We start from the raw sequence: 26,721 nt of genomic DNA on the forward strand, positions 1-26,721 counted from the left end.
TCCCGTTTCACCGCGCGAGTCCACGCACTTTTTACAAGTGGAGCCCGCCTTTGCGACCTCTGCACAAAACGAGAAAAAGACCGACCCGAATGCGGGTCGGTCTCTACATGTCATCGCACTTACTTGACTGCAATCACTGTTCGTCCCTTGTAGGTACCGCAGTTTTTGCACGCGTGGTGCGGGAGTTTGTATTCTCCACACTGTGGGCAGGTCCCCAAAGTTGGCTTTTCAAGTTTAAAATGCGTTCGACGTAGACGTTTTCTCGTTTTAGAACTACGATGTTGTTGTACTGCCATAGCCGTGACACCTCCTTTACAGACTACCGCACATCATCTTACTCCGACTCGCCGTCGGAAAGCAAGTCTTTTAATGCAGCTAAACGCGGATCAATTGGACGAGTGTCGCAAGAACACGCTTCCTCATTGCGATTGCGGCCGCACTCCGGACAAAGCCCCTTGCAGTCAGCCTGGCAGAGCGGGCGTTCGTCAAGGCTCAGGAATACGGCCTCCTCGATGTCCGGCGTCAGATCTAGCGACTCTCCCGACACCAACGGAATGTCTTCTTCTACCTGTCCGGCATCGACCGAATACGCCCTCGACAAGCGCGTGCAAAGCGCACGCTCGAACACGGTCAAACACCGACTGCAAATGTAGTGCACGTTCGTTTGAATCGTTCCTTCGACCAGGAGGATCGGGTCCGTCCACGTCGCCGTCCCCGTGACGCGAATCGGGTCCACTTCCTTCACGTCGACGACTTCCGCCGCAATGCGCGGCAGTTGCTGTGTGTGATCGAAATCGACGTGTCCTTCGCGCTTGATGCTCTTGATGTTCAGTTGCATGGTTCCCTCGTTCCCTTCTATCACCATCAAGTTTCATTCCTGAAGACGCGTCACATTTGGAAACGCGGGTTCGTCAGCGCTGTGCAGCAATGCCTGAATTTCCGGCAACCGCTCAACTGTCGCGGCATATCCGATCTCTATCGCCTCCGCCGCACGGGTAAACTGAGCGGTGCCAATCCTTGAGACGGGTGGCGTGATGGTCAGAGACGCGACGCGTTCCACCTGATTGCACGCCTGTTCCTGCATCATTTCCAGACTCTGCATGATCACGTCCATAATCGACGTTGGAATGGAGCCCACTGGTGTTACCCCGACATCGACGCCGATGACCACATCGCACCCCAAATCCCATGCCGCCCCGGACGGCACGCGCTCCAGTACGCCGCCGTCGACGTAGACGGCACCGTCGCGCACCACGGGGACGAATACACCTGGAATTGAAATGCTGGCGCGGACGGCTTCGGCGATGTTGCCGGAGCGGAAGACGACAGGTTGGCGCGCAATCATGTCGGTGGTGACGATTGCGAGCGGAATCACGGTTTGCTCAAACGTCGCATTTCGCGTGAGCAAACCCACGAGATGCCGAACTCGCTCCCCTTGGATAAGCCCCATTTTCGGCACGGTGAAGTCGAGCCAGTGGCGCCGTTTGAGACTCAGGGCGAGCCCCCGAAGCATCCGCGGCGGCGTCCCCATCGCGTAGACGGCCCCGACGAGACTTCCCATGCTAGAGCCGGCGACTGCGTGGACGGGCACGCCGTGGTCGGCGAGCGCCGAGATCACGCCAATGTGTGCAAACCCTTTCGCACCACCGGACCCTAACGCGAGTCCGACCTTTCGCTCGTACACATCTCTCACCCCTCGGTGTTCATCCGCGCCGAGCCAAGCGGTCGGCCAACGCTTCACGAACCACGTCTGTCACAAATTCCCCGACGGAACCGCCATGCATGGCGACATCCTTGACCAAGGAAGAACTCACAAACGAGTACGTTGGAGACGTAGGTATAAAGAGCGTATGAATTTCCGGATAGATTGACTCATTCATCTGCGCCATCTGCATTTCCACTTGCAGATCTGCTGGGTTGCGTATTCCCCGGACGACGTACAGAATCGAGTTGGCGCGACAGTAGTCGACGAGCAGACCAGAAAACGAGGCCACCCGCACATTCGGGTATTGCTTCGTCGCATCGCGTACAAACCGAACCCGTTCGTCGAGCGGAAACAACGGACTTTTAGACGGGTTATGTAAGATTCCCACGGTCACTTCGTCAAACAGCCCTGCGACATGGCGCAAGATATCTAAATGGCCGTTTGTAATCGGGTCAAACGTTCCAGGATAGATCGCCCGACGCATATTTTTGCCCCCGGTTCCACGGTGTGCCGCACCTCGCCTCGAGTCGAATGTCACAGTTCCTCGACCACGGGCTCGTAGATGCTTACGGCGATATCGCCGTACACCTTATATTTTACTTGAACAAATCCACTCATGTCTGGCGGCAGCAGATAATGTTTCGGCGTTTCGCAGACGATGCCGCCATGAATGTGAACATAGTCCGCCAACGCCGCCACAGCCTGTTGCCAAAGTCCTTGTGCATAGGGCGGATCGAGAAACACCCAATCGACATCTGGATATTCGTCGGCGAGCCTAGATACAGCCTTGCGCCAATCCGAAACCCAGACCACTCCCCGGTCGCCGACGTTCAACTTCGCCAGGTTTTCGCGGACGACGCCGACCGCCCGCCTATCTGCATCCACAAACACCGCCTTAGCGGCACCCCGGCTCAGCGCTTCGATTCCGAGCGCCCCAGAGCCAGCGAATAAATCGACGACCACACCGTCCAATCGGTGTGGTAGCAAGCTGAACATCGATTCCTTGACTCTGTCCGTCGTCGGCCTCGTATCGCGCCCTTTCGGTGCTTGGAGCGCGTGTCCTTTCCACGTTCCCGCAATGACTCGCATAATTTGCCTCTTCCTGCTATTGCATCTTGATTTCACAACTTTACCATACGGTGATTTTTCGACAAAACCGCAAGATAATTCTCACAAACTGTGTATGAGTAGCCCTCATTTGGCCGATACTAACTTTGACAACGGCGATAGCTGTTGTAGGCAACCGCGGGTGAAGAGCAAGGTCCCCATCCACTCTTCCTCCGGTTTTCTCCTCTCCCAGAAGCGTGCTGACCACGTCGGTTTGGCACCGCAGACCCACGCGTACCCGGGCGTGGGTTTTCTGCGTCCAGAACACAACTTATGCTCCCTATTTATTCGGCTGGCGTAGTATAATTTGGAGCGAGAATGGGGGTGCTGTACGTGTTTATCCGCAACTTTTTAACGCCGCTTTGCGAACTTACTTCTATCCATCCGAACGAAACCATCGCATCTGCACTGAACAAAATGTCCAAACACCTGAGCTTGCCCTGTGTTGGGGAAGCGGATCGGTTTGTGGGCATCGTCAGCAAACGGAGTATTTTCGAGGCGTTCGAGGCCGTTTCCGGGAACACATCGTTCGCGGAGTTCGCGAAACACTCGGTCGCCACATGCGTCATTCACGATGTGCCACGGCTCACGTTCGAAGATCATTTCGAAGATACGATTGAAATCATCATTCGCATTCCCTTCGTCCCAATCGTACAAGACGGAAAATTCCTTGGCATCGTCAAGCGCAGTGACGTTCAGAGCGCCCTCGCCGTCGCCTTTGCGACAAACGTGGAAGCGGACCGACTGCTCCTTGGCGTCCCGGAAGTAGAGGGGGCTTTCGAGCGGCTGTTCAACACGACGCACCGACTCGGCCTGAGCGTCGTCACCTGCGTGCCATTCGATGCAGGAGAGAACCTAAATCGACGCGTACTGTTGAAGGTGCGAAAGTCGCAAAAGCTCGACACCCTCGTCAACGACCTCGAGCGTGCGGGGTTTCTCGTGATTCAAGTAAACTGACCCAGCGTGCGCCCGTCGAGGCGCACTGGGTGATCCCCATACAAAGGAAGTGATCAGTTCCATGTCCGTTCACACGTTCCCCGATTCACTGGAAACTGGCCTGCGTATGCTCGCGGCTGGACAGTGGACTGCAGAGGAACTGACGAATCATTGCCTCGAGCGCATTCATTCGCAGAACCCCGAACTGAATGCATTCTTGACGGTCAGTGACGCGTATGCGCGACAACGCGCGCACGCTGTCGACACATTGGCCACGTCATTTCCCGAAGGACTCGGTCCGTTAGCGGGAGCCCCCATCTCCATCAAGGATTTGATCCACACGTCGTTCGCACCGACCACCTACGGCAGTCAAATATACCGGGATTACCGCCCCACCGCGAACGCGAGCGTGGTCCAGCGGCTCGAACGAGCCCACGCCATCATCGTCGGGAAGACGCACCTCCACGAATTCGCCTACGGCATCACGAACGAGAACGCCCATTACGGGCCCGCGCGAAATCCGGTGGACACAAAGCGAATGACAGGCGGATCTAGTGGGGGAAGCGCCGCCTCCGTCCGGGCCTCCCTCGCACTGGCCAGCATCGGCACAGACACGGGCGGCAGCATCCGAATTCCCGCCTCCCTCACGGGCATCGTGGGCTACAAGCCGACGCACGGCCTCGTACCAGTCGACGGCGTGTTGCCGCTCGCCTCTACACTCGATCACGTCGGCCCACTCACCCGCACCGTCCGCGACGCCGCGCTCCTGACTGACGTCCTCGCGCTCACGCACGGAACTGGTTCGTCGCTGCTTGGCGCACTCGATGAGATAGCAGAGGGGCCGCTTCGCATCGGCATCCCCAGCCGCCTCGTCGAGCGGTTTGCGACCGACCCTGTGGCAAATCACTTTGCACAACTCGTATCGTTTTTGGAGGAGAGCCATCTCGTCAACTGGAAGTCCGAACTGCGGTTTGACGAAGACGAAATCGCGCTGCATCAGGGCAATATCCAAGGTGCGGAAGCGTTCTCCGTCCACCGGACGTGGCTACAAGAACACGGACATTTATACGGCGAGGACGTGTTCGAGCGACTCCAAACGTCCAGTAAGATATCCGCTCAGGACTATATCTACAGCCTCGCGTTCCGCCAAGCCTTCCAGCGGGAAATCGATGGCTGGTTCGACGAGATCGACGTCATCCTGTTACCGACTACCCCAGTCTTCGCACCTATACTCGGAACGGAGTCTGTCGTCGTACGCGGCGAAGCGAGCCATATCCGTCCCTTGATGACGCGATTTACGAATCCATGGAACCTGTCTGGCATGCCCGCCATCTCGATTCCAGGCGGCATCGTGGACGGTCTGCCGTTTGGCCTGCAATTGGTGGGGCGATTCGGGAAGGATGCTCGCTTGCTTCAGATTGCTGCGCGAGTCGAACAGGCCCTCACGGACTGGAACGAAACTACGGGTGGTCGCCGTTAGGACCTTTTCAACTGGAAAATTAAAAATGGGTTGCTCCGCGAACCATTGGAGCAACCCATTTTGTTTCCTTAGCGGGTTCCCGACTCAACCGGTCGAGAGATTAACCCGTGTGCTTTGCACACCGTCTCATAATGCTGCAACAATTGTTGGCTAGGTCCAGCCCAGTCCAACGTCTTGGCGATTTGCAACCCTCGATCTCGAATCTGATTGCGCCGCTCATCGTCGGTGATCAGTTGGCGAACGAGATGAATCATCGATACGTCCGACGAGGAGTCGAAGATGAACCCGGCGCGGCCGTTCTCCAACACCTCTCGCGTCGGCGGACTATCGGCGGCCAGCACGGGCAACCCAGTGGCCATGGCCTCGAAAAGGACTAAGCCGAGTGTCTCGGTGGTAGACGGAAATAAGAACGCGTCTGCGGACGCGTACGCCTCCGCCAGTTCCTCCCCGTGCATGTACCCGGTGAATTGTGCGTTCGTTCCGGCAAATATCTGCTCCAAATCGCGACGGTACGGTCCATCCCCGACAATGGCCAAATGCAAATTCGGAAATTCGTCCAAACACGGGCGGATGCGTTCGATGTTCTTTTCCGACGCCAAACGCCCTACGTAGAGCAGCACCGGATCTGACGGCCCGGCATTGGGAGCCAGCCGTTTGCGCATCGCACTCGAACGCTTCGCCTGTTGAAACATCTCGACGTCCACACCGCGTTCCCACAGGCCAAGGTTCAAGAATCCCTGCTTTTCGAGTTCATTCATCGTCGCACGAGATGTCGCCAGATTCATATCGGCGCGATTGTGCAATGTACGAAAATACCACCACAGTGCCGGCTCCAAGAAATTCAGCTTGTAGTGCCTGGCGTAGGCGGGCACGTTGGTGTGGTAAGAAGCAATCAGTGGCAGATGATGACGCCATGCGTAGTAGATGCCACCTAAACCCAAAAACGCTGGGTTGACCGCGTGAATCAAATCGGGCTGAAATCGTTTGATTGCACGGCCAATCCGCGGAAGCGGCAAAGCGTACCGCTTTTCCGGGTACAGGATAAACGGCATTGCCGGAATCCCTACGATGGTCGCGGAGGCGTAGTGGCTTGGCGCACCGGACGGTGCGAATAACAACACTTCATGCCCTTCCTGCTCCAAATAGTTGAGCGTCGCACGCAAACGTGTCACTATCCCGTCCGTCGATGGCAAGAACGTCTCCGTAAACATCGCAATTCGCATGTGTATCAATTACCTCCAAGTTGCATTCGGTATGACCGCGTCAAAATCGGTGCGGTCACGGTATTTTCCTGCGGTCTCCATCAACCTTTGCATCGATTGCCAACCGATGTGGTTTGCGCCTCGTGTGAACAAGGGATGGGACCGTCCTCGTATCGATGCCCGACGTGCCGTACTCTCCCATTGTACCCAACTTTATGAGGTGGCAATCGGGAGCTGGGTCGAAAGTCTATAAAGAGCAGCTCGACAAATTCGTAGTCCTACAAGTCGCCAAATAGTCGCCAAGTAATAGAAGCGAATTGACTTGCCGGACTCGTCCTGCCAAGCGTTCAGGCGATCATGGAACAATCGGTGTCTGCAATTGACATCCCAGTTCTGTGCCCATTCACGTGAATGTACACGCTAGTCTATTCCTACTACAATGTACAAGTTTTCATGCATAGGGGCAAGCCTGGAACGCTCGATGACGCATTTTAGAAGCCGAATCGCGTCGGTCACTCGCTGCGATATTGGCGACCTACCAATCAGCGAACAACGGTGGCAATCGTGTGTCCCATCCTGACCTTCTCACCCGATTCGACGACAAACCTCAGCGGAAAACTGGAAGGAAACAGCAGGACCACGGTCGAACCGAGCGCAAAGTAGCCCACTTCTTCGCCCTTCGCAAACGTCTCGTGACAGGACGCGTCGCGCACTTGACCACGGGTGCGGTTTCGCCGGGATGGCAGTTCTCCAAACGGAACGATGACCGTCCCAACACCTGCGGCCCCGACTTTGGCCATGACAAAGGGGCCGTCTGCGGAATCAAAATACGTGATCACGCGCTCGTTTTGAACGAACAGCTTGGGTATGTGCTGCACACCGTGCGCGTTCACCGGATACAACGCCCCTGGGATATGGCGGTAGTGACGGGCTGTACAAGCGGTCGGGGCGTGAATCCGATGATAATCGCTAGGACTCAGGTACAGTGTGATGTACCACCCGTGAGCGTAGCGCTCCGCTGCGATGTCGTCGGCTAAAAACTCGTTGAGCGTATACGTTTGACCCTTCACTTGCAGCAGCGTATAACCGTCGATTCTCCCCATCGAGCTGACCACCCCATCGACTGGCGACACCAGTCCGACGGAAATGGGCCTCGCTTTTGCGGACAATTTTCGTGAAAAGAATTCCCCTAAACTCATGTGCTCGTCTATCGGCTTGGCGAGCTCGTCGACATCGACAGAAAAGTGGCGCGCATACCATGGAATGAGCCGCGCACTCCAGCGACTGCCGACAATCGTCCCAAGCAGAGAAGTATAAGCACGTTTCGGCATCAGCCGAAGTGCGCATTTGATTACGAACGATTTCATGATTCCCTCTTTTTTACACTCTAGTTTAGAGTCAATATAGGTGTTTTTCAGAGCTTTGTCTAGGCAACCATTGGATCCCGCGAGCCGGGCATGACCTCTTCCGATCCTAGTGTGTGTCGCGCGTGCCGTGCAAAGAGGGAAAAAAAGTCCGCCCGCAAGCAACCGCTCCGGTTGGCGGTCGTCGCGAACGGACGCTCAGTCGTCGTTTTCATGACGCGTTTTCGTCTACAGATTTAAAATACTGGAACCACGGAACCTTTGAACTTGGTTTCGATAAACTGCTTCACCTGTGGTGACGTGATGGCCTTGTCCAGGTCTTTTATTCTCCAGTCGTTCGTCTCATCTGGTCGAACGACGATGTAATTTGCGTACGTTTTCGCCGCTAGGCTGTTCGCCTTTTCGACGTCGAGCGCATCCGCCACAGTGTATCCTGCATCGAGGGCGTAATTTCCATTGATGACCGCGTAGTTCACGTCGCGTACAGTACGCGGAATCGCCGCAGCGTCGAGTTCTTCAATGTTGACGTGGTGCGGATTCCACGTGATATCTTCCTTCGTCTCAGAAATGCTGTTTGGGTCCTTGAGCTTGATGATGCCTGCGTTTTGCAAAAGCAACAACGCGCGGGCCTCGTTTGTGGTGTCATCCGGAACGGCGATGGTCGCGCCGTTCGGAATGTTCGCGAGCGACTTGCTCTTGCCTGGATAGATTCCGAGCGGCTCGAAGTGAACGGCTACCGTAGGGACTAAATCGGTGTGGTTCATCTCATTGTAGTTCTCCAAGTACGGCTTATGCTGAAAGAAATTGGCATCTACCTGACCGGACGACAAAGCCCGATTCGGCTGAATGTAGTCGTTGTACACGATGACCTCGAGTTGAATGCCCTCTTTCGCGAGAATCGGCTTGATATCGTTCAAAATCTCCGCATGTGGCGTCGGGCTAGCGGCCACTTTCAGAACGACGTCCTTCTTTGCTGACGCAGTTGAACTTCCGTTTCCGTCGTTGCTCGCACTATTTGTTCCGCACCCGACAGCAAATAGGGCGCCGAGTGTCACCGTGGCCAGTGCAACGGATGCTTGGCGAATGTTCTTCATAACTTTTCGTTTCCCCTCTCCACTCCTAGGCCCACAACCACGAAAAAAGCCTCTTTTCACAGGGAAAAGAGGCATGATCACGCATGTCCTCTCATCTCCCGGAATTGTTCCGCAGGAGTTAGCACCGTGCACGTTGTCGTGTCGGTTGCCGGGCGTCATCGGGCCAGTCCCTCAGCCTACTCTCGATAAGAGTGTGTTGTGTTTGAAGTTGTCGGTTTGATGTTTTATCCGCGACGCGACGAAGCGCCGTGGGCCTGAAACAGTTTATACTGCGAGACTCGCGCATTTGTCAATAGGGTTGCAATGATATGGTGGGTGGTATAAAATCCATGACTGTCTGATTGATGTGACCTCAGAACAACAAAAAACAGGATATATATTCTCATCGAGAGTGGCGGAGGGACTGGCCCTATGAAGCCCGGCAACCGATGATCGGCGTTTCGACCGATAAGCGGTGCTAAATCCTGCGGACGACAGTCCGACAGATGAGGAGACGAGCAATGTGGCGCGCCTTCTCAAAGGCGCGCCACATTGCTTTATTCACCTGTTTATCAAGATTAGGAGAGTTGTCATGATAAAACTCAGCGGGGTCTGTAAGACCTATCGGCAGAAAGGGAATCTCGTCACCGCGGTGAACGATGTCTCCCTTCACGTCGAGCGCCAAGAAGTATTCGGGATAGTTGGGTACTCAGGGGCTGGCAAAAGTACGCTTCTTCGCTGCATCAACCTGCTGGAGCGCCCTTCGACAGGCACGGTCGTCGTCAACGGCACGGATTTGACGAAGTTGTCCAAGCGAGAACTGAACCTGACACGTCGCAACATCGGTATGATCTTCCAGCATTTTCATCTTCTATCTTCTGCGACCGTCGCAGAAAACGTCGCGTTTCCGCTGCGATTGGCGAAAACGCCTGCTGACGAGACGAAGCGCCGCGTCGCCGAGATGCTCAACCTCGTCGGACTCGCTGGCTACGAGGGGCAATACCCGAGCCAGTTATCCGGTGGACAAAAACAGCGTGTAGCCATCGCGCGCGCACTTGCAGCGAAACCGTCCATTCTGCTGTGCGACGAGGCCACCTCCGCACTCGATCCGGAGACGACCCAATCGATTTTAGCGCTTTTAAAAGACATCAACCGCCAGCTCGGACTCACCATTGTGATGGTCACGCACCAAATGGAGGTCGTGCGCGACATCTGTGACCGCGTGGCGGTGATGGCTGACGGCGAGATCGTGGAAACTGGAAACGTCATCGACGTCCTGCTGGCACCGTCGCACGCCGTCAGCAAACGTCTGTTCCAAGTGCACAGCACAACGGACGCAATGCCAATCAGCACGCAAAAAGACGGTAGACGCGTCCTCGAGGTGTCGTTCACAGGTGCACTGGCCTATGAGCCCGTTCTGGCCGAGGTCGCACAGGAGACCGGCTGTACGTTCAGTATCCTGCGAGGAACCGTCGACACCATCAAATCGGTGCCATATGGCCAGTTGACACTCGCCTGGCACGGTACGCCACAAGCCGTGCAGCGCGTCGCCGAGACCCTCACCCGACGTGGTTATGTCATCGCCAACGACGTTACCGAAACCGTGCCATCGGAGGTGTACGCATCGTGCTAAACGGCATTGTCTGGCCAGAAATATGGCAGGCGTCCGGTGCGACGCTTTACATGATCGCCATCTCGACGCTATTGTCCGTCGTCATCGGCCTCCCCATCGGCATTGTCCTTTACCTCACGTCGGGAACCGGACTCCTGGCGAATCGAGTGGTCTATCAAATCACGTCCGTCATTGTCAATGTGGTGCGCTCCATCCCGTTTATCATCCTGCTCATCGCGCTGATCCCTGTGACGCAGTGGATAGTTGGGACGTCCATCGGCATCAACGCCGCCATCGTTCCACTCGTCGTGAGTGCGGCCCCATTCTTTGCGCGCGTCTCGGAGACAGCATTGCGCGAAGTGCATCCTGGCGTCGTCGAAGCGGCTCAATCGATGGGTGCGAGTGTGGGCGCCATCGTGACGCGCGTGCTGCTGCGCGAATCCTGGCCGAGCATCGTGGCAGGCGTCACGCTCACGGCGGTGGCGCTCGTCGGGAACTCTGCGATGTCTGGTGTCATCGGCGGTGGCGGATTGGGCAATTTGGCCGTGCAATACGGCTACGAACGCTTTCAGACCAACGTCATGATTGTAACGACCGTCATTCTGATTGTGTTGGTGCAAATCCTGCAGATGACCGGGGACAAAATCGTGGTCCATTTTGCCAAGCGCCGCGGCTAAGCGACTCGAACAACCGATGCAGAACGCGAAAAAAAGGCTATCCCCGAAGGGACAGCCTTTTTTTCGTTCCAACACAAGGTGTTAGCGGCCAGAGAGCTGTTGTTCAGCAAATGCCACCAAACGTTTTGTGATTTCACCACCGACAGAACCGTTCTGACGAGCGGTCGTCTCAGCGCCCAACTGCACGCCGAACTCGGAAGCGATTTCGTATTTCATTTGGTCAAGTGCGCGGCTTGCTCCGGAGATCAAGTGTTCGCGGTTGCCTCCAGTGTTATTCGCCATGCCATTTCACCTCCCCTTGTGGTTGTACACGTAGTATGTTCCGACCAAGGGGATTTATCATGTTTTATAATTGCCAGTTTCGACCACATGCGACAAATTGCGCACGCCATGCACAGCGTATCAATCTCGATAAAACGCCTGCTCGGGCAGTTGCGCAATCGCTTGCCGCAGCGTCTCATACGCCGGCGATAACCAGAACGAATCGGACTTGAGCATCGCGGTCGCCTCTTCGCGCGCCACCGTCATAATGTTGTGGTCTCTGACGATATCACCGACTGCGAATTGCGGCAAACCGCTTTGACGAACTCCGAGAAACTCGCCCGGCCCGCGCAACTCTAAATCTTTCTCCGCGATGGCGAACCCGTCTTGCGTCGCCACCATCGTCTCGATTCTCGCTTTCGCGGTATCACTATTCACCTCGGCCAACAGAACGCAAGTGCTGGCCTCTGAACCGCGGCCGACGCGCCCTCGCAGCTGGTGCAACTGTGCGAGACCAAACCGTTCAGCGTTGTAAATCACCATGACCGTGGCATTTGGCACGTCGATGCCCACCTCGATCACGGTCGTCGCCACGAGAACCTGCGACGCCTTGTCCCGAAAGTCTCGCATGATGTCATCTTTCTCACGTGCACTCATCTTGCCGTGTAAAAGCTGTACCTGAAACCCAGCCAGCTTGTCCTGTAGACGTTCGTAAATCTCTGTGACAGCCGCCATCTCGACCGTCTCCGACTCCTCGATGGTCGGTGCGACGATGTACGCCTGCTGCCCTTTGTCGAGCGCGCGGCGAACCAACCGCAAAACCTCGTCTTCGTGCTTCATCGAATAGGCCAACGTCTGAATCGGTTGACGGCCACGCGGAAGCTCGTTTAAGACGGACACGTCGACATCGCCGTATACGGCGAGGGCCAACGTACGCGGAATCGGCGTCGCCGAGAGCATCAGGACGTCAGGGGATTCCCCTTTCGCCCGCAAGACGGAGCGCTGCGATACGCCAAACCGATGTTGCTCATCAGTGATGACCAGCCCCAACTTGTCAAACGCGACATCATCTGTGAGCAAGGCGTGGGTGCCAATCACGACATGGACTTCGCCGCGTGCGAGACCGTCCAGTATGCTCTTGCGCTCCTTCGATCCGACGCTCCCCGTCAGCAGCCTGGCTTGCATGCCGAATTTCGACAAAACGCGCACAGCCTCGCGGTGATGTTGTTCCGCCAGGATCTCCGTCGGGGCCATGAGCGCAGATTGAAATCCGGCTGAGAAGGCCGCGTAGCACGCGAACAGGGCGACCCACGTCTTCCCCGAACCGACGTCGCCCTGAAGCAGGCGAGCCATCATCTTGGGGCCTTGAAGATCCTCGAGAATCTCTTTGCACGCCGCAAGCTGTGCGCCGGTGAGCGGTGCTGGCAAACCCGCCGCAAACTCTGTCAGCGCGTCTGTTCGCACCTGCTTTTCCAGCCCTTGCGGCTCCGTGCGGTGCTGGCGAAACCAATGCAATTGCATCTGAAACAACAAGAATTCCTCAAAGGCGAGCCGGCGACGGGCCTGGCGCAAATCCTCTGCCGTATTCGGCTGATGCATCGCGCAAACCGCATCGCGATGCGACCACAGGCGATACTTTTTCGCGAGTGCAAACGGTAGAAGCTCTGGTAACTCATCCGCATATAAGTCAAGTGCCTTCAAGATGAGCTGATGAAGCTGTCGGGATCCAAATGATTTACTGGCGTGGTACACCGGCAGAAACGGCACGTTGACGCGCGTTTGCTCAGATGCGTCAAATGACGTCTCAGACACGACAATCAGCCGCTTCTCTTGATTCCATTTGCCCGTGACCATGACGACGCGACCGTCGGTCATTTTCGACTTCAGGTAGTGCTGTGAGAACCACGTAGCGAGGACCGTCGATTGCCCATCGACACGCAGCCTCGCCGTCATCATCGACTTTGCACCACGCCAGCGAACCGTTGCTGTACCAGCAACGGTTGCGCGAACTGTGATTCGTTCACCATCATTCCAAGCAGCTAAAGGTTTCACTCGGCGATCCTCATAGCGAAAAGGATACGCATGTAGCAAATCACCGATAGTATGGATGCCCAGCGCAGCGAGATCGGTCTCCTTTGAGGGGCCGACACCAGGTAAACTGCGCACAGGAGTTTGATTCAAATTCACTGGGACGACACTCCATAAGGTACTCTGGTACGACGCGCAACGCCCTGCGTTTCGAACGAAGCATTCGCCATGCGTTTAAAACTTGACGCCTTGAACGTAAATGTTGATGCTCGCGGCTTCTACGCCGATCGTATCAGATAATAGATAATGGACCTTCTGCCGAATGATTTGGGCTGTTTCATAGATGTTCACGCCATAGTTGACGACGATATACAGGTCGACGTGTAACGACCCGTCAGCAAATCGCACTTCCACACCGCGGCCAGGATTGTCTCGTCCAAACACTTCCGTGAGGCGATCTACCACCTGCCGTCGGGAAGCCATCGAGGCCAGTCCCTCACATTCCATAGCCGCATAACCTGCACTGGTTGCAATGACTTCATCTGCGACGGATATTTGGCCGTATTGGGTTTCAATGGTCTTCGGCATGGGAGTCCTCCCTATCCACTTCTCGTGTTTTCCACTATTGTACTATAAACACGCACGTCCTCGGAAGCACACTTGCGGGAACTGTGCATATGTGCTACACTACACGAGGTCAATTTCGGCGTATGAACCATGATAATTGCAACATACGTAAGTCGTGGTCAAGGAGGTGTTCGCATGGCTAGAAGGTGTGAAATTTGCGGACGCGGACCTCAGGTCGGCAACCAGGTGAGCCACTCGCACATCCTGACCAAGCGTCGTTGGCTGCCCAACATTCAGTTGGTCCGCGCCAACGTCAACGGGACTGTGAAGCGGGTTCGCGTGTGCACGCGTTGCCTGAAAGCGGGCAAGGTCACGCGCGCCATATAATTGACATCGAACGAGAAAAAAGCACCCCGAGAGGTGCTTTTTTCTGTTTTACTGAGGAGGTTACATCCGGATTTACGACTCTTTCGTAAAGGTGCCGAGCATCGCTTTAACGATGCCACCGAGAAATCGCGGCAGCTTTATGGTATAAAATTTCAAGACCACTTCCCCCCCTCGAACCAGCCTGCACCAGGTTATCTGGCTGGGCAAGCGCCTCTATCGCTAACTATGTATATTCGCCAAGTGTCGAAATGTGCTGAGACAAGTCTAAATTCACAGTGAACTGCACAGGGGCGATATGTTCGACACCCGATTCGTCGCCACAGCAAAAGGCGGCCATTTCCCCGCTGGGAAGGCCGCCTGCCCGTGTCGTAACCCGACATCCGATCTCACTTACCTTTTATCTTCGCGAAGCGCCTGTTTAAGCGCATTGATAGCCCCTGCCCTGTCCTCTTCTCCAAATACGGCAGACCCGGCCACAAAAATTCGCGCGCCGGCCAATTTGGCAGCGCAAATCGTCTGCAGATTGATCCCGCCATCCACTTCAATTGGAACGTCTCCACGATTGGAACGGATCAGCCGCTCGCGCGCCGAGCGAATCTTGTCCAGCGTCGCCGTGATGAACGATTGCCCACCGAAGCCAGGATTGACAGTCATGATGAGGAGTAAGTCGATGATGTCGTCGACGTACTGCAGGCCGTCGAGCTCGGTCGCAGGATTGAGCGCTAACCCCGCCTTGACACCCAGCGTACGGATCATTTCGAGCGCCCTGTGCACGTGAGGAGTCGCCTCTTTGTGAACCGTGATGACGCTCGCCCCAGCGTCTGCAAATGCCGGAATCACCTTTTCTGGCGCTTGGACCATCAAGTGCACGTCCAAGGTACAATCAAACCGCTTGCGCAAGGCCTCCACGACTTGCGGCCCCATCGTGATGTTCGGCACGAACGCACCGTCCATCACATCTACGTGAATCCAGTCACAACCAGCTTCGATAACCTCTTCTACTTCTGCTGCAAGCCGCCCGAAATCGGCTGACAGAATAGAGGGCGCGATTTGCATCCTCAATACATATTCTCCTCCCGCTCACGGATTTCCGCATAAATCTGCACGTAACTGTCGTAGCGCGACGTCTGAATGGTGCCACTGGCGGCGGCCGCCTTGACCGCGCAGCCGTCCTCGTCAATATGTACACATCCGCGATACGCGCAAGCCGCGCCTGCCTCTGTGAAGTCAGGGAAAAACCTCTTCAGCTCGCGCGACTCCACGTTTACCTGCAATTGGCTGAAGCCCGGCGCATCTGCCAACCACGTGTCTTCATCCAGCTTAAATAGCTCAACATGTCGCGTCGTCTGTTTGCCGCGACCGATTTTTTCGCTCACTGCCCCCATCTGAAGTTCCAGCCCAGGCACCAAGGCGTTGGCAAGGGTCGACTTGCCCGCCCCGGACGGCCCCGAAAACACGTTTAACGACCCTCGCATCAGCGACCGTACGGATTCCACGCCTTCTCCCAGCTTGGTCGCGATGGCGAGCGTCGCAAACCCGCACCCGCGATAGATTTCACAAATACGGGCCGCCGTCTGTGCGTCGACGAGATCTGCCTTCGTCAGCACGACGGCAGGGCGAACGCCCGCTATCAGAGCGGCGGTGATTGTCTTGTCGAGCATCAAGAAATTGAGGTCCGGTGTGACAAACGCAAACACCACCAGCACCTGATTGACGTTTGCAATTGGGGGGCGAATCAGTTCAGAACGCCGTGGTAGAACGGACGTAACGACACCTTCGTTTGTGCCGATGGGATCATACTCCACCAAATCGCCTACGAGGACTGTGACGCCCTGCTTCTTGAACACGCCTCGAGCGCGGCACCGACGAACCACTCCTTCGTCGTACACGTCGAAAAATCCGCTGATCGCGCGCACTACCCGTCCTTCTCCCACACGGACGCTCCCTTCCAATCGGTCAACCGTTGACCGGGTAATCGTTCATTAGCTTGCCGTTCTCATAGACCTTCACATCGCCTTTTTGGCCTTGGTTCAGGTATAAGGTCTCTTGCCAGGTCGTCGTCTTTTGAATGGACTGATTGACCACGACCTGATTTTGTCCATTCGCATCGTCGATCACGATTTTCACTTGCGTCGAGGCTCCCTTGTTGGCCTGTACGGTGATGGACACCTGGTGGGGCTCGGCTGAACCGGACGTCGAGGTCGCATTCCCCGTTCCGTTATCAGTCGAATTGTCGGACCTCGTGGAGTTATCACCCGACGACTGCGGATTGTCGGCCACGTACAGATTGACCGACGATCCCGCCGGCACCGTCTGCCCCTCGACGTACGGATAAATATAATAAACCTGGTTGTTGGGGATATTGGTCACTTGATTGTGTGTAACCTGCCCAACTTGCAAGTTCGCGTTCTTGAGCGCCTGCACCGCGTCCGCATAGGACAGGCCAAGCAGGTTCGGAACCGTTGTGTTTTCCTGTTGGCTGACCGTCAAGACTATCTTTCCATCCGTCGAGACTTGTTGCCCAGCGGCGGGATTTGACGAGATCACCTGCCCGGACGGCACTGTCGAGCTCTGCTCAACTTGTTCGGTGATATTGTTTGCCGAGAAACCTGCCGTGACGAGCGACTGCTTGGCTTGGTCGTACGGCTGACCTGTCACATCCGGCATCGACACTTGTGGCGCACCTTTACTGATGTACAACGTGATTTGGCGAGTCTGCTTCACCTGCGTATTACCGGTAGGCGACTGGTCGTACACGATACCCTTTGGCTTGCTCGTATTGGGTTCATAGTCCTCTTGAATCTGGTTCGGATTAAAGCCTGCGGCCTCCAGCGACTTCATCGCAGTAGCCGCCGGTTTGCCGACGACCGATGGCAAGTTGAGATTCTGGACCTTGACGAGATTCGTCACAAGCACGATGGCCGCATAGCCACCGACTGCAAGCGCCGCAGCTGCGGCGACCACAATCCCGGTATACATCGCCACTTTGCGCCAGGACCGTTTGGGCCGCGCCGCCCGCAACTCTGGCGAGACATCGGAAAAGCCTTCGCCGACGACGGGCACGGCAATCGTCTTGTCGTCATAGTCGTCAGACGGTTGAAACTTAGGTACATTGGGATGCTTCAACGCGTCTTCCAAATCGGCCTTCACGGCCGCCATGTTGTCGTAGCGGCCCTCTGCGGCCTTGACCATGCAGCGCAGAATGATATTCTCGACACTTTGCGGAATGGCCTTGTTCAGCTCGCGCGGCTCGACAAACTGCTCCCGCAGGTGTTTGAGCGCGACGCTGACCGGAGAAGGACCACTGAACGGCAGGCTGCCTGTAAGCATCTCGTACAGGACGACACCGAGCGAATAGATGTCGCTCTTAGCATCCGTTTGAGCGCCACGGGCTTGTTCAGGCGAAAAATAATGCACTGAACCAAGGACGCTGGTCGCCTGTCTGTCCGTAATGGTGTTCCCTGTCACGGCTCGCGCAATGCCGAAGTCGGTCACCTTCACGACGCCGAATTTATTCACCAAAATGTTGTGCGGTTTGACGTCGCGGTGGATGATGTGCTGTTCGTGCGCATGCGATAGCGCGGCGCAAATTTGCACACTCAGTTGAATGGCTTCGTCGACCGGCAACGGTGCCCGCTCGACAATCATATCCTTCAACGTTTGGCCATCCACATATTCCATCACGATGTAGTATTCTTTGTCGACCACTCCGACATCATATACATTGACGATATTCGGGTGGGACAAACGGGCAGCATTTTGCGCCTCTTGGCGAAACCGAGCGACAAACTCCTCGTCTTCGACAAACTGGCTGCGCAACATTTTGATGGCTACCACCCGGTCGAGAAGTGTGTCAACCGCGCGATAGACGACAGCCATGCCACCGCCGCCGATGACCTCTTGGAGCTGGTACCGCCCACCTAGGATGCGCGTGTTCAAGCCTGACCACGCCCCTCTCGGTGGACAACAAACAGAGCTGTGACATTGTCGGAGCCACCGCGTTGCAGCACGAGTTCGATGATTTCGTCCACGACGCGACCTAGCGACGACTCGTCCTTACATTCTTGCGCCCTGCGCATGAACTGCGTGATTTCCGGATCTGACACGAGATTGGTCAGCCCGTCGGAACACAGAAGAATGGTGTCCGACGACTGCCAAGGAAACGTATTGACGTCGGGGACACTTGTCGGTTCCGTCCCGAGCGATCTCGTCACGATATTGCGCTGCGGGTGAATTCTCGCTTCGTCTTCGGTCAACTGGCCGCGGCGAACCAATTCGGCGACGAGGCTGTGGTCCTTGGTCACCTGGCGAAGCTGCCCACCCGACAGCAAATATGCACGGCTATCGCCGACGTGTGCAATGTGTACCTGCTCTGCATCGGCATACGCACACACGACGGTCGTTCCCATACCCTGATATGAGGGATTTTCAATTGCCTCTTGATAAATGGCCTCATTGGCGTGATGGACAGCTGCTAACAGCACATCAGCCGGATCGCTAGTTGCCGAAATGTGATCTTTCATATAGGCGCTGACCCGCTCTACCGCCAGTTGACTTGCAACATCTCCTGCGGACGGGCCACCCATGCCATCGGCGACGAGATATAACCCACCGCGCAACAGATCTGGCACGATGATGTAGCCGTCCTGGTTCATTGTTCGAACTAGGCCGATGTGGGATTTTGCAGCATATAACATTCCATGAACACCTCTGTAAGCTAAAGAGGCTGTCCGACGAGGTAAACCTCCTCGGACGAGCACTCAAATTGGACACCAATACCCTACGCGCGCTGCTTCATGTGCTCGGCGCGGAGCTGACCGCAGGCCGCCGCGATGTCATGCCCCATCTCGCGACGAATCGTCGCGTTGACCCCGTAATCCTGGAGCGCGTTCCAAAACGCATAGATCTGTTTCTTCGCCGTTCGTTGAACGTCACGCTCTGGTACGTAGTTCACCGGGATCAAATTGACATGGCAGGGCAATCCTCGCAACAGGTCAGCCAATTCCTTCGCGCACTCGAGCGAATCGTTCGTGCCGCCGACCAAGGCGTACTCGAAGCTGATCCGCTTGCCCGTTTTTTGATTGTAATAATGACATGCATCCATCAGCTTGGCAATCGGATAGGCTTTATTAACCGGCATCATCGACGACCGAAGCTCGTCATTCGGCGCGTGCAGGGAAACGGCGAGCGTCATCGTCCGCCCTTCGTCCGCGAGGCGTTTGATGCCCGGTACCAGGCCGACCGTGGAGATGGTGATGTGGCGCTGGCCGATGCCAAGGCCGTGCGGATCACTGATGATTTCCACGAACCGCATGACCTGATCATAGTTGTCCATCGGTTCACCGGACCCCATCAGCACCACGGACGACACCCGCTCGCCCTTCTTGTCGAGCAGCCGCTGACTAAACAACAATTGTTCGACAATTTCTCCGGCCCGCATCTGCCGGAGCATGCCACCCAGTGTGGATGCGCAGAACGTGCAGCCCATCTTGCAACCGACCTGAGAAGACACACAGACGCTGTTCCCGTAGTTGTGTTGCATCAAGACGGTCTCGACGGTGACCCCGTCCGGCCAGCCAAGCAGGAACTTGGTGGTGGGATCGACTTTCGACTCTTGGTGCGTCACTTCCTCTGCCGTGCCCAGCACGCACGTCTCCTCGAGCTTAGCACGAAGGGACTTGGGGAGATTGGTCATCGCTTCGAACGACGTCACGCGCTTTTGATACAACCACTCAAACACCTGTCGAGCGCGATATGCGGGCTCGTCGTGTTCTTCCTTCATCCAAGCGGTCAGTTCCGCCAGAGTAAAATCGTACAAGTGTACCAACGCGGTCACCCCCTACTTTTTTCTTAGTCTCGTCATATAAAAACCATCTGTAAGAACGCGTTCCGGCGTGATGGTCAAGCCGTGGTGGACGTCTTGACGAAATACCTCCGGGACGAGTTCATGGATATCCTCGACGACAAACGCATCGGAAGACTCCCTTTGAACCCACTCCACCACGCGCTCATTTTCCTCCGGCAACAGCGTGCAAGTCGCATACACCACGATGCCACCTGGTCGAACCGCGTGCATCGCGGCTGTGAGCAACTCGCGTTGCAGACTCGTCAGCTGTTCGATATCCGACTGTTTCCGGCGATGGCGAATGTCCGGTCGGCGGCGCATGACACCGAGCCCGCTGCAAGGCGCATCCACCAGCACGGCGTCGTATGCGGCTTCTTTTTGGGCGAAGTCGCGGCCATCGCCAAGCCGGGCGGTCACGCTCTTAAGCCCAAGCCGTGTCGCCTGTTGCTGAATCATTTTGACCTTTTGCAGATACACGTCGTATGCATCTATGGTACCCTCATCGCGCATTAACTCCGCAATGTGCGTGGTCTTTCCACCAGGAGCGGCACACATGTCGAGTACAGAACTGCCTGGAAGTGGCGTGAGCAGCGGCGCAATCAGCATTGCGGCCTCGTCCTGGATGGTGAATTGGCCCGCACGGTACTGTTCAAGCGTCTCCACGTTGACGGCGGCTGGAATGACGAGTGCCTGTGCAGACAACTCACCGTCCCGAACCTGCGCCTGTGTAGCCTCCACAAGTGCTGTCCTGAGCGACTCACGCGTGGTCTTGAGCAAATTTGCGCGAACGGTGAGCGGCGCCGGTTCATTACAAGCCGCGAGAATCGCCTCCGCGCGCTCCCGACCATACGCTCGCATGAGCCTCTGCACCATCCAGTTTGGAAAGCCGTGCCTCACGCCGAGAGATAGCACCTCGTTCGCCCGCTTCTTCGCGAGAAAAGCCTGAATTTTGTCCTCCGTCGGCGCACTCTCCCGCACGTAGGAGCGCAACACCCCGTTGACGAATCCACTCGCCGCCCGAGCATGGCGCTTGGTCAATTCCACTGCCTCGTCAATCGCGGCGTAAGCAGGTACCCGCTCCAAGAAGGCCAACTGGTAGACGCTCATTCGCAGAATCGTGAGGACATCCTGGTCGAGATCCTTGAGTTTGCGTTTGACGTACAACTGTAGCAACGCGTCGATGGTGATCTGGCGGCGAACGGTACCGTAGACAATTTCCGTGCAGAGTCCCTTGTCCCTGGGCGACAATTCGCGGTCAGTCAACGCGTGCTGCAACGCGATGTTCGTGTACGCACCATCCTTGTACACGCGCGCAAGCGTCTCAAAGGCGATAGACCGAGCTGTGTTTTTCATGATGGAGATCCTTTCACAAACGAAAAGGCGTCTTGGCGAATCCCGCCAAACCAATCCCGTGCAGCCATTTTTCGCCGACCTGAGGGTTGCACCTCGTCCAGGCACAAGATTCCGTCGAGGCAGCCGACGAGAATATCTGAGCCGACCCGGCGCACCTCGCCTGGCTCGAGCCTCGCCTCTATCGGCACCTTGTGCGCCGACCAAATTTTATACGTGGCTTCGCCGTCCCAGGCAGTGGCCCCAGGCCACGGCGACAAGCCCCGAATATGCTGATCCACGGTTGTGACCGACCCGGTCCAATCAATAAACTCATCGGCGCGTTCAATGCGCGCGGCGTAGGTGACGCCTTGTTCCGGCTGCTCCGTGGCCGTCAACGCGCCATCCACATACCTCGGCAACACTTGTTGGCACATCTGCGCGCCTAACTGCGCGAGTTTATCGTGCAGGGAGCCGACGTTGTCGGTGTTGAGAATCGGAATGGCGCGGCGCTCAAGCATGGGTCCTGCATCGAGCGCCTGCACCATCTCCATAATGGTCACGCCGGTCTCTGTATCTCCGGCCATAATCGCGCGATGAATCGGAGCGGCGCCGCGCCAGCGCGGCAGTAGCGAGGCGTGGACGTTGACGGCCCCCACGCGCGGGATGGACAAGACGGACGCCGGTAGCAGTTGTCCGTACGCGGCGGTCACGATGAGGTCTGGCTGAAATGCCTGAAGCTCCAGAACACTCGCCTCCTCGCGCACTTTCGTCGGCTGAAGGACGCGAAGGCCGTGTTTTCGCGCGGCTACCTTCACCGGCGGCGGCGTGATCACGTGTTTTCTTCCCACTTTCTTGTCCGGCTGCGTGACGACGAGCACGTCCCAACCTTGCGCCACCAACGCTTCTAGCGTTGGCACCGCAAAATCAGGCGTGCCCATAAAGACCACCTTGACCCCCATCACGCGCGCTCCTCCACGCGTTCAATCTCTTCTGCACGCAAGTAATCGGTAAACATAATACCATTGAGGTGATCGATCTCGTGTTGAATGCAGCGCGCCAACAAGTCTTGTCCCTCTAACTCAAACGGCTCTCCGTAGCGATTTTGCGCGCGGATCCGGACGTATTGCGCACGCTCCACCTTCCCTGTGAGCCCCGGCAGGGAGAGACAACCCTCAGGGCCGTACTGCTTGCCGCGGAGCTCGAGAATCTCCGGATTTACCAATTCGATGAGTCCTTGTCCGACATCGATGACGACGAGGCGCTTGAGGATGCCAATCTGGTTCGCGGCCAAACCGACACCGTCCGCGTGGCGCATCGTCTCGGCCATATCATCCAACAACTTATGCGTCGCCGCATTAAACTTTGTAACTTCCTTAGCCTGTTGCCGCAGTGCAGGGTCTTCCCCTATTCGGATCATTCGAATCGCCACTACGAGGCCTCCTTTCGCAGTTCACACCCATGTATTTAGCCAATGCGCTGGGCATTGACATCGAGCCGACACGCGCCACCGTACTCGTTCATCCGCTGTTTGACGAGGCGGAAGGCGGGATCGACAATATCTCGCACGTCTTCCCAACGCTGATACTTTAACACAACTTGATAGCGATATTTATCCTCTATGCGCCTGATTCCGCTCGGAGACGCCGGAAGGACCACGGTCCCGTCCGGAAGCGACGCCCGGCGCAGCTCGCGCTCGAAGCGAGCAGCCGCTCCCCGCGACAGAACCTCGTCCGAATGCGTCGCCAGAAACACGGCCATTTCGCAGAACGGAGGATACGAAAACACCTCGCGTTGCATTCGCTCCTCGCGGTAAAACGACGGAAAGTCGTGCCTCGCTGCGGCCAGGACGGCGAAATGGTCCGGGCGGTAGGTTTGAATGATGGTCACTCCATCCGTTTCGGCGCGACCAGCTCTGCCGGCCACCTGCGTGAGCAACTGAAACGTCCGCTCGTTTGCCCGGTAATCTGGCACCTCGAGCATCGTATCGGCGGCCATCACGCCGACCAACCGCACATGCGGAAAGTCGAGGCCCTTTGCGATCATCTGAGTGCCGATGAGCACGTCCGCCTGCCGCTGTTCAAACTGCTCGACGATGTGCTTGAGCGACCCCTTTTTACGCGTCGTATCCACGTCCATGCGCAGGGCGCGAAGCTGTGGCCACGTCTCCTTCAAACTTTGCTCAATCTGCTCCGTCCCAATACCGAACGAGCGCAAGGCGCGTTCGCCACACGCCGGGCACTCAACAGGACTTTGCTCTTCGTAGCCGCAGTAGTGACACACCAGCCGCATCCCATGCGCATCCCGATGCACAGTCAGGCTGATATCACAGTGCGGACAATGCATGCCCTCGCCACAGGCGCGACACAACATCGAAGAGGCAAAACCGCGCCGGTTGAGGAAGAGAATCACCTGCTGCCCCAGCGCGATGGTCTTCTCGATCTCGTCGGCCAGGCGATCGCTAAAAAGCGACTTGTTGCCCGCGCGCAACTCGTCTCGCATGTCGATGATCTCGACCGCAGGCAGTGGCCGCTGATTCACCCGAATCGGCAACGTCACCATCCGGGCCTGCCCGTGCTCAGCCAGGTAGAGCGCCTGAAGGGACGGCGTCGCAGAGCCGAATACCGTCAACGCGCCGAACGACGAAGCGCGCTCTAACGCGACGTCGCGCGCATCGTAGTGCGGCGCTTCCTCTTGTTTATAGGAAGGTTCGTGTTCCTCGTCGACGATGAGGAGTCCTAAGTTTTGCACGGGGGCAAAAACAGCCGACCTCGCCCCGATTACGATCGAGGCTTCCCCGCGTAAGATGCGGCCCCATTCGTCTCTTCGCTCGCCGAGCGTCAGCGCCGAGTGCAGTACCGCGATGCGCTCGCCGAATCTGGCGTAAAAACGGCCGACCATCTGCGGCGTGAGGGCGATTTCCGGCACGAGGACGATGGCCGACAACCCCCGCGCAAGGACGTCTTCTATCGAGCGGATATAGACTTCGGTCTTGCCGCTCCCGGTGACCCCGTGAAGGATGACGGTGCGGGCCGTACCCGCATCGAGTTGCTCGCGGATGTGCGCGAGTGCCCGAGCTTGGCTTTCCGTCAGTTCCGGCGGCGCAGCGACCTTCTGCTTTGCCCACTTCAATCGCGATTTGGGGCGAACCTGTTCGATGAGCCACCCCTCTCGAACGAGCGCCTCGACCGTGTCTCGGCTGAACTCAGACCGCTTCCACTCGATTTCTTCCGCACGCGCCAAGGCCTCGAGCAACCGAGCCTGTTTTGACGCGCGTTTTCGCCGAACCTCCGCCGCGGCCTGCAATTCCTGTGCCGGGCGTTGGCGCACGAGCCACGATACCTCGAAGGCTTGCACCTCTTCCTTGACGATGAGGCGCCGCCGGAGATAGCCAGCCTTCTCCCAGGCTGCCACTTGCGCCCGCGCCGACTTCCCAAACTGGGCGAAGAGCGCGCGCTCCGTCGGCTTGTCCCGCGCAATCGAGCCCCACAGAGGCGTCGCCGTGATGTCGTCGGGCACCAGCGCCGTTTGTACAGGTTGAATGACGATATCGCCCTTCACCCGAAATGCACCTGGCAAGATGGCCGTTATTGCATCGTACATCGTGCAGGCGTACCGCTCGCACAGCCAGCTCGCCAAACTGCACTGCTCAGGTGTGAGGACCGGTTGGTCGTCGACGAGATCGAGAATGGGCTTGACCTTCTCCCCGATTGCCACTTTGTGATGCACCTGCCAAATGACGCCCGACTTGAACTGGTGGCCAAACGACACAAATACGCGCTGGCCCACCTCGACGGACTGGGCCAGCTCGCTTTGAACGCTGTAGTCAAACGGTTTGTCCAGAAACAGGCCCGGGGAATCAATGAACACACTGACCACGGTACCGACTTGACTCATCCGGTCCGTTCTCCATCCACGCTGTTGCGAAGCGCCTTGACCCGCGTCAATATCCGATCCGCCACGCTCGACTTGGCCATCATTGGCAACGTGTCGACGTCCCCTGTTCGGGAGATGACGACAACTTGGTTGGTGTCGACATCAAATCCAGCGCCGGGCTGGCTGACGTCGTTCACGATGATCATGTCGAGGCCCTTGGACTCTAACTTGCGCCTGCCAAAACTGAGTGCGTCGCGAGTTTCAGCGGCAAACCCGACAATCGTTTGGCCCTCGCGACGGGAGCGACTGACGGTCGCAAGAATGTCCGGCGTCTCCTCGAGTGCCAGTTCCGGCAACCCGTCCGATTTCTTCCACTTGTGACCAAACACCTGTACCGGCCGGTAGTCCGCAGGCGCAGCGGCCGCTATCAACACGTCCGCGTCGGCCATCGCCTCTTGTACCCCGCGCAGCATCTGTTCGGTGCTGCGAATGTGAACCATCTTCGCCCCAGGTACCGGGTTCAAGTGCGTCGGGCCGGAGACGAGCGTCACTTTGGCCCCTCTCGATATCGCCTGCGCCGCGAGGGCGTACCCCATTTTGCCGCTCGAGCGATTGGTGAGAAACCGAACTGGGTCGATGTCTTCCACCGTGGGTCCTGCCGTGATCACGAAGTGGAGACCTTCGAGGTCTTGCTGCTCCTCGAGCAGGGCTTTAATCACCGACACGATGTCCTCGGGTTCCGGCATCCGGCCCTTGCCGGTATACCCACAGGCGAGCGGCCCTTCGCCCGGGTCCATGACGATCACGCCGCGATCGCGCAAAATCTGTAAATTCTCCTGGACAGCAGGATGATCATACATGTGGACGTTCATGGCCGGGGCCACGACCGTCCGGCACGTGGCCGCCAGCGCTGTCGTCGTCACCATATCGTCTGCCAACCCGTGAGCTAACTTAGCGATGAGATTGGCGGTGGCTGGCGCTATCACGTACAACTTCGCCCGATCCGCCACGGCGATATGCGCAATTTCCGACGGATTCGGCTCCGCAAACGTGTCGAAGATCACCGGGTGCTTCGTCAAGGCCTGTAGCGTCAGCGGCTGAATGAACCGCGTCGCGTGCTCGGTCATCAAAGCCTGCACGTCGAACCCGTTCTTCACCAGCAGCGAACATAGAGACGCTGATTTATAGGCGGCAATTCCGCCGCCGACTCCGACCAAGATGGACTTCTGTTCCATACAACCGCCCTCCCGTTCCGACTTTCACGCAAGAAAG

At 57.0% G+C, this 26,721-nt stretch carries 27 protein-coding genes and 2 riboswitches; of the genes, 5 read left to right on the forward strand and 22 right to left on the reverse strand.

Annotation, left to right across the window (positions count from 1 at the left end; genetic code table 11):
• Positions 1-119 precede the first annotated feature (119 nt).
• From rpmF to rsmD, 5 genes are read right to left on the reverse strand one after another with little or no spacing between them, the layout of a single operon-like run.
• Complete coding sequence (gene rpmF / locus NZD89_RS18840; protein ID WP_268004278.1) at positions 120-296, reverse strand: 50S ribosomal protein L32; 177 nt, start codon at positions 294-296, stop codon at positions 120-122.
• A 38-nt stretch (positions 297-334) separates the two neighbouring features.
• A complete protein-coding gene (locus NZD89_RS18845; protein ID WP_268004279.1) occupies positions 335-838 on the reverse strand; it encodes a YceD family protein in 504 nt (167 codons plus the stop codon).
• Between the two features lie 33 nt (positions 839-871).
• A complete protein-coding gene (locus NZD89_RS18850; RefSeq protein ID WP_268004280.1) occupies positions 872-1,684 on the reverse strand; it encodes a patatin-like phospholipase family protein in 813 nt (270 codons plus the stop codon).
• 19 nt (positions 1,685-1,703) lie between these two features.
• Positions 1,704-2,189 carry a pantetheine-phosphate adenylyltransferase gene (gene coaD, locus NZD89_RS18855; protein ID WP_268004281.1) on the reverse strand — a complete coding sequence of 162 codons (486 nt, stop codon included), beginning with the start codon at positions 2,187-2,189 and terminating at the stop codon, positions 1,704-1,706.
• A gap of 50 nt (positions 2,190-2,239) precedes the next feature.
• A complete protein-coding gene (gene rsmD, locus NZD89_RS18860; RefSeq protein ID WP_268004282.1) occupies positions 2,240-2,830 on the reverse strand; it encodes a 16S rRNA (guanine(966)-N(2))-methyltransferase RsmD in 591 nt (196 codons plus the stop codon).
• 315 nt (positions 2,831-3,145) lie between these two features.
• On the opposite strand from rsmD, the gene NZD89_RS18865 reads away from it, so the two are divergent.
• Positions 3,146-3,769, forward strand: coding sequence for a CBS domain-containing protein (locus NZD89_RS18865; RefSeq protein WP_268004283.1), 624 nt, complete (start codon positions 3,146-3,148; stop codon positions 3,767-3,769).
• A gap of 61 nt (positions 3,770-3,830) precedes the next feature.
• Complete coding sequence (locus tag NZD89_RS18870) at positions 3,831-5,228, forward strand: amidase (protein WP_268004284.1); 1,398 nt, start codon at positions 3,831-3,833, stop codon at positions 5,226-5,228.
• A 68-nt stretch (positions 5,229-5,296) separates the two neighbouring features.
• Here the strand turns inward: NZD89_RS18870 and NZD89_RS18875 are convergent, their stop codons facing one another.
• The 3 genes from NZD89_RS18875 to NZD89_RS18885 all read right to left on the reverse strand — a co-directional run bounded on the left by NZD89_RS18875 (position 5,297) and on the right by NZD89_RS18885 (position 8,888).
• Positions 5,297-6,451, reverse strand: coding sequence for a glycosyltransferase family 4 protein (locus tag NZD89_RS18875; RefSeq protein WP_268004285.1), 1,155 nt, complete (start codon positions 6,449-6,451; stop codon positions 5,297-5,299).
• Between the two features lie 521 nt (positions 6,452-6,972).
• The gene (asd, locus tag NZD89_RS18880) at positions 6,973-7,797 is read right to left on the reverse strand and encodes an archaetidylserine decarboxylase (RefSeq protein ID WP_268004286.1); all 825 of its coding nucleotides are present in this window, start codon (positions 7,795-7,797) and stop codon (positions 6,973-6,975) included.
• 233 nt (positions 7,798-8,030) lie between these two features.
• A complete protein-coding gene (locus tag NZD89_RS18885) occupies positions 8,031-8,888 on the reverse strand; it encodes a MetQ/NlpA family ABC transporter substrate-binding protein (protein WP_268004287.1) in 858 nt (285 codons plus the stop codon).
• 88 nt (positions 8,889-8,976) lie between these two features.
• Positions 8,977-9,080: riboswitch (SAM riboswitch) on the reverse strand.
• A 187-nt stretch (positions 9,081-9,267) separates the two neighbouring features.
• Positions 9,268-9,380: riboswitch (SAM riboswitch) on the forward strand.
• 79 nt (positions 9,381-9,459) lie between these two features.
• Here NZD89_RS18885 and NZD89_RS18890 point away from each other — a divergent pair.
• Both NZD89_RS18890 and NZD89_RS18895 read left to right on the forward strand, forming a co-directional pair.
• On the forward strand, positions 9,460-10,500 hold the full coding sequence (locus NZD89_RS18890; protein ID WP_268004288.1) for a methionine ABC transporter ATP-binding protein: 1,041 nt from the start codon (positions 9,460-9,462) through the stop codon (positions 10,498-10,500).
• A 50-nt stretch (positions 10,501-10,550) separates the two neighbouring features.
• Entirely contained in the window at positions 10,551-11,156 is a 606-nt protein-coding gene (locus tag NZD89_RS18895) for a methionine ABC transporter permease (RefSeq protein ID WP_268008541.1), read from the forward strand.
• An 81-nt stretch (positions 11,157-11,237) separates the two neighbouring features.
• Here NZD89_RS18895 and NZD89_RS18900 read toward each other — a convergent pair whose 3' ends face one another.
• The 3 genes from NZD89_RS18900 to NZD89_RS18910 form a co-directional block, all read right to left on the reverse strand.
• A complete protein-coding gene (locus NZD89_RS18900) occupies positions 11,238-11,438 on the reverse strand; it encodes an alpha/beta-type small acid-soluble spore protein (RefSeq protein WP_268004289.1) in 201 nt (66 codons plus the stop codon).
• Between the two features lie 120 nt (positions 11,439-11,558).
• Positions 11,559-13,604: an ATP-dependent DNA helicase RecG gene (gene recG / locus NZD89_RS18905; RefSeq protein ID WP_268004290.1), complete on the reverse strand. Its 2,046-nt coding sequence runs from the start codon at positions 13,602-13,604 to the stop codon at positions 11,559-11,561.
• Positions 13,605-13,679: 75 nt separating this feature from the next.
• Positions 13,680-14,033 (reverse strand): Asp23/Gls24 family envelope stress response protein, encoded by a 354-nt coding sequence (locus tag NZD89_RS18910; protein ID WP_268004291.1) that lies wholly within the window; start codon positions 14,031-14,033, stop codon positions 13,680-13,682.
• Between the two features lie 174 nt (positions 14,034-14,207).
• Here NZD89_RS18910 and rpmB point away from each other — a divergent pair, with 174 nt between their 5' ends.
• The gene (gene rpmB / locus NZD89_RS18915; protein ID WP_268004292.1) at positions 14,208-14,399 is read left to right on the forward strand and encodes a 50S ribosomal protein L28; all 192 of its coding nucleotides are present in this window, start codon (positions 14,208-14,210) and stop codon (positions 14,397-14,399) included.
• Positions 14,400-14,471: 72 nt separating this feature from the next.
• On the opposite strand, the gene spoVM is transcribed toward rpmB, so the two are convergent.
• The 11 genes from spoVM to coaBC all read right to left on the reverse strand — a co-directional run bounded on the left by spoVM (position 14,472) and on the right by coaBC (position 26,684).
• On the reverse strand, positions 14,472-14,555 hold the full coding sequence (spoVM, locus tag NZD89_RS18920) for a stage V sporulation protein SpoVM (RefSeq protein WP_268008542.1): 84 nt from the start codon (positions 14,553-14,555) through the stop codon (positions 14,472-14,474).
• Between the two features lie 234 nt (positions 14,556-14,789).
• Positions 14,790-15,455: a ribulose-phosphate 3-epimerase gene (gene rpe, locus NZD89_RS18925; protein ID WP_268008543.1), complete on the reverse strand. Its 666-nt coding sequence runs from the start codon at positions 15,453-15,455 to the stop codon at positions 14,790-14,792.
• Between the two features lie 2 nt (positions 15,456-15,457).
• On the reverse strand, positions 15,458-16,315 hold the full coding sequence (gene rsgA / locus NZD89_RS18930; RefSeq protein WP_268004293.1) for a ribosome small subunit-dependent GTPase A: 858 nt from the start codon (positions 16,313-16,315) through the stop codon (positions 15,458-15,460).
• A 40-nt stretch (positions 16,316-16,355) separates the two neighbouring features.
• Positions 16,356-18,338, reverse strand: coding sequence for a Stk1 family PASTA domain-containing Ser/Thr kinase (gene pknB / locus NZD89_RS18935; RefSeq protein WP_268004294.1), 1,983 nt, complete (start codon positions 18,336-18,338; stop codon positions 16,356-16,358).
• Complete coding sequence (locus NZD89_RS18940) at positions 18,335-19,096, reverse strand: Stp1/IreP family PP2C-type Ser/Thr phosphatase (RefSeq protein ID WP_268004295.1); 762 nt, start codon at positions 19,094-19,096, stop codon at positions 18,335-18,337. Before NZD89_RS18940 ends, pknB begins: the two co-directional genes overlap by 4 nt.
• An 83-nt stretch (positions 19,097-19,179) precedes the next feature.
• On the reverse strand, positions 19,180-20,226 hold the full coding sequence (gene rlmN, locus NZD89_RS18945) for a dual-specificity RNA methyltransferase RlmN (RefSeq protein WP_268004296.1): 1,047 nt from the start codon (positions 20,224-20,226) through the stop codon (positions 19,180-19,182).
• A gap of 12 nt (positions 20,227-20,238) precedes the next feature.
• Positions 20,239-21,597, reverse strand: a complete 1,359-nt coding sequence (rsmB, locus tag NZD89_RS18950; protein ID WP_268004297.1) for a 16S rRNA (cytosine(967)-C(5))-methyltransferase RsmB — start codon at positions 21,595-21,597, stop codon at positions 20,239-20,241.
• Complete coding sequence (gene fmt, locus NZD89_RS18955; RefSeq protein ID WP_268008544.1) at positions 21,594-22,535, reverse strand: methionyl-tRNA formyltransferase; 942 nt, start codon at positions 22,533-22,535, stop codon at positions 21,594-21,596. The genes rsmB and fmt overlap by 4 nt, the downstream gene beginning before the upstream one ends.
• Positions 22,535-23,005 (reverse strand): peptide deformylase, encoded by a 471-nt coding sequence (gene def, locus NZD89_RS18960; protein WP_268004298.1) that lies wholly within the window; start codon positions 23,003-23,005, stop codon positions 22,535-22,537. The genes fmt and def overlap by 1 nt, the downstream gene beginning before the upstream one ends.
• A 35-nt stretch (positions 23,006-23,040) precedes the next feature.
• Positions 23,041-25,470 carry a primosomal protein N' gene (gene priA / locus NZD89_RS18965; RefSeq protein WP_268004299.1) on the reverse strand — a complete coding sequence of 810 codons (2,430 nt, stop codon included), beginning with the start codon at positions 25,468-25,470 and terminating at the stop codon, positions 23,041-23,043.
• Positions 25,467-26,684 (reverse strand): bifunctional phosphopantothenoylcysteine decarboxylase/phosphopantothenate--cysteine ligase CoaBC, encoded by a 1,218-nt coding sequence (gene coaBC / locus NZD89_RS18970; protein WP_268004300.1) that lies wholly within the window; start codon positions 26,682-26,684, stop codon positions 25,467-25,469. Before coaBC ends, priA begins: the two co-directional genes overlap by 4 nt.
• Between the last annotated feature and the right edge of the window lie 37 nt (positions 26,685-26,721).

Origin of the sequence: Alicyclobacillus fastidiosus, assembly GCF_026651875.1 — a bacterium.
In the GTDB taxonomy this organism is placed as follows: Bacteria; Bacillota; Bacilli; order Alicyclobacillales; family Alicyclobacillaceae; genus Alicyclobacillus; species Alicyclobacillus fastidiosus.

Excerpts from the sequence above, each read along its gene's own strand:
- coaBC (WP_268004300.1), bottom strand. The coding sequence starts at position 26,684 with ATGGAACAGAAGTCCATCTTGGTCGGAGTCGGCGGCGGAATTGCCGCC.
- NZD89_RS18845 (WP_268004279.1), bottom strand. The coding sequence starts at position 838 with ATGCAACTGAACATCAAGAGCATCAAGCGCGAAGGACACGTCGATTTC.
- asd (WP_268004286.1), bottom strand. The coding sequence starts at position 7,797 with ATGAAATCGTTCGTAATCAAATGCGCACTTCGGCTGATGCCGAAACGT.
- coaD (WP_268004281.1), bottom strand. The coding sequence starts at position 2,189 with ATGCGTCGGGCGATCTATCCTGGAACGTTTGACCCGATTACAAACGGC.
- rpmB (WP_268004292.1), top strand. The coding sequence starts at position 14,208 with ATGGCTAGAAGGTGTGAAATTTGCGGACGCGGACCTCAGGTCGGCAAC.
- NZD89_RS18890 (WP_268004288.1), top strand. The coding sequence starts at position 9,460 with ATGATAAAACTCAGCGGGGTCTGTAAGACCTATCGGCAGAAAGGGAAT.
- rpmF (WP_268004278.1), bottom strand. The coding sequence starts at position 296 with ATGGCAGTACAACAACATCGTAGTTCTAAAACGAGAAAACGTCTACGT.
- NZD89_RS18910 (WP_268004291.1), bottom strand. The coding sequence starts at position 14,033 with ATGCCGAAGACCATTGAAACCCAATACGGCCAAATATCCGTCGCAGAT.
- NZD89_RS18875 (WP_268004285.1), bottom strand. The coding sequence starts at position 6,451 with ATGCGAATTGCGATGTTTACGGAGACGTTCTTGCCATCGACGGACGGG.
- NZD89_RS18870 (WP_268004284.1), top strand. The coding sequence starts at position 3,831 with ATGTCCGTTCACACGTTCCCCGATTCACTGGAAACTGGCCTGCGTATG.
- NZD89_RS18940 (WP_268004295.1), bottom strand. The coding sequence starts at position 19,096 with ATGTTATATGCTGCAAAATCCCACATCGGCCTAGTTCGAACAATGAAC.
- rpe (WP_268008543.1), bottom strand. The coding sequence starts at position 15,455 with ATGCAAATCGCGCCCTCTATTCTGTCAGCCGATTTCGGGCGGCTTGCA.
- NZD89_RS18900 (WP_268004289.1), bottom strand. The coding sequence starts at position 11,438 with ATGGCGAATAACACTGGAGGCAACCGCGAACACTTGATCTCCGGAGCA.
- rsmB (WP_268004297.1), bottom strand. The coding sequence starts at position 21,597 with ATGAAAAACACAGCTCGGTCTATCGCCTTTGAGACGCTTGCGCGCGTG.
- NZD89_RS18895 (WP_268008541.1), top strand. The coding sequence starts at position 10,551 with ATGATCGCCATCTCGACGCTATTGTCCGTCGTCATCGGCCTCCCCATC.
- fmt (WP_268008544.1), bottom strand. The coding sequence starts at position 22,535 with ATGGGGGTCAAGGTGGTCTTTATGGGCACGCCTGATTTTGCGGTGCCA.
- NZD89_RS18885 (WP_268004287.1), bottom strand. The coding sequence starts at position 8,888 with ATGAAGAACATTCGCCAAGCATCCGTTGCACTGGCCACGGTGACACTC.
- priA (WP_268004299.1), bottom strand. The coding sequence starts at position 25,470 with ATGAGTCAAGTCGGTACCGTGGTCAGTGTGTTCATTGATTCCCCGGGC.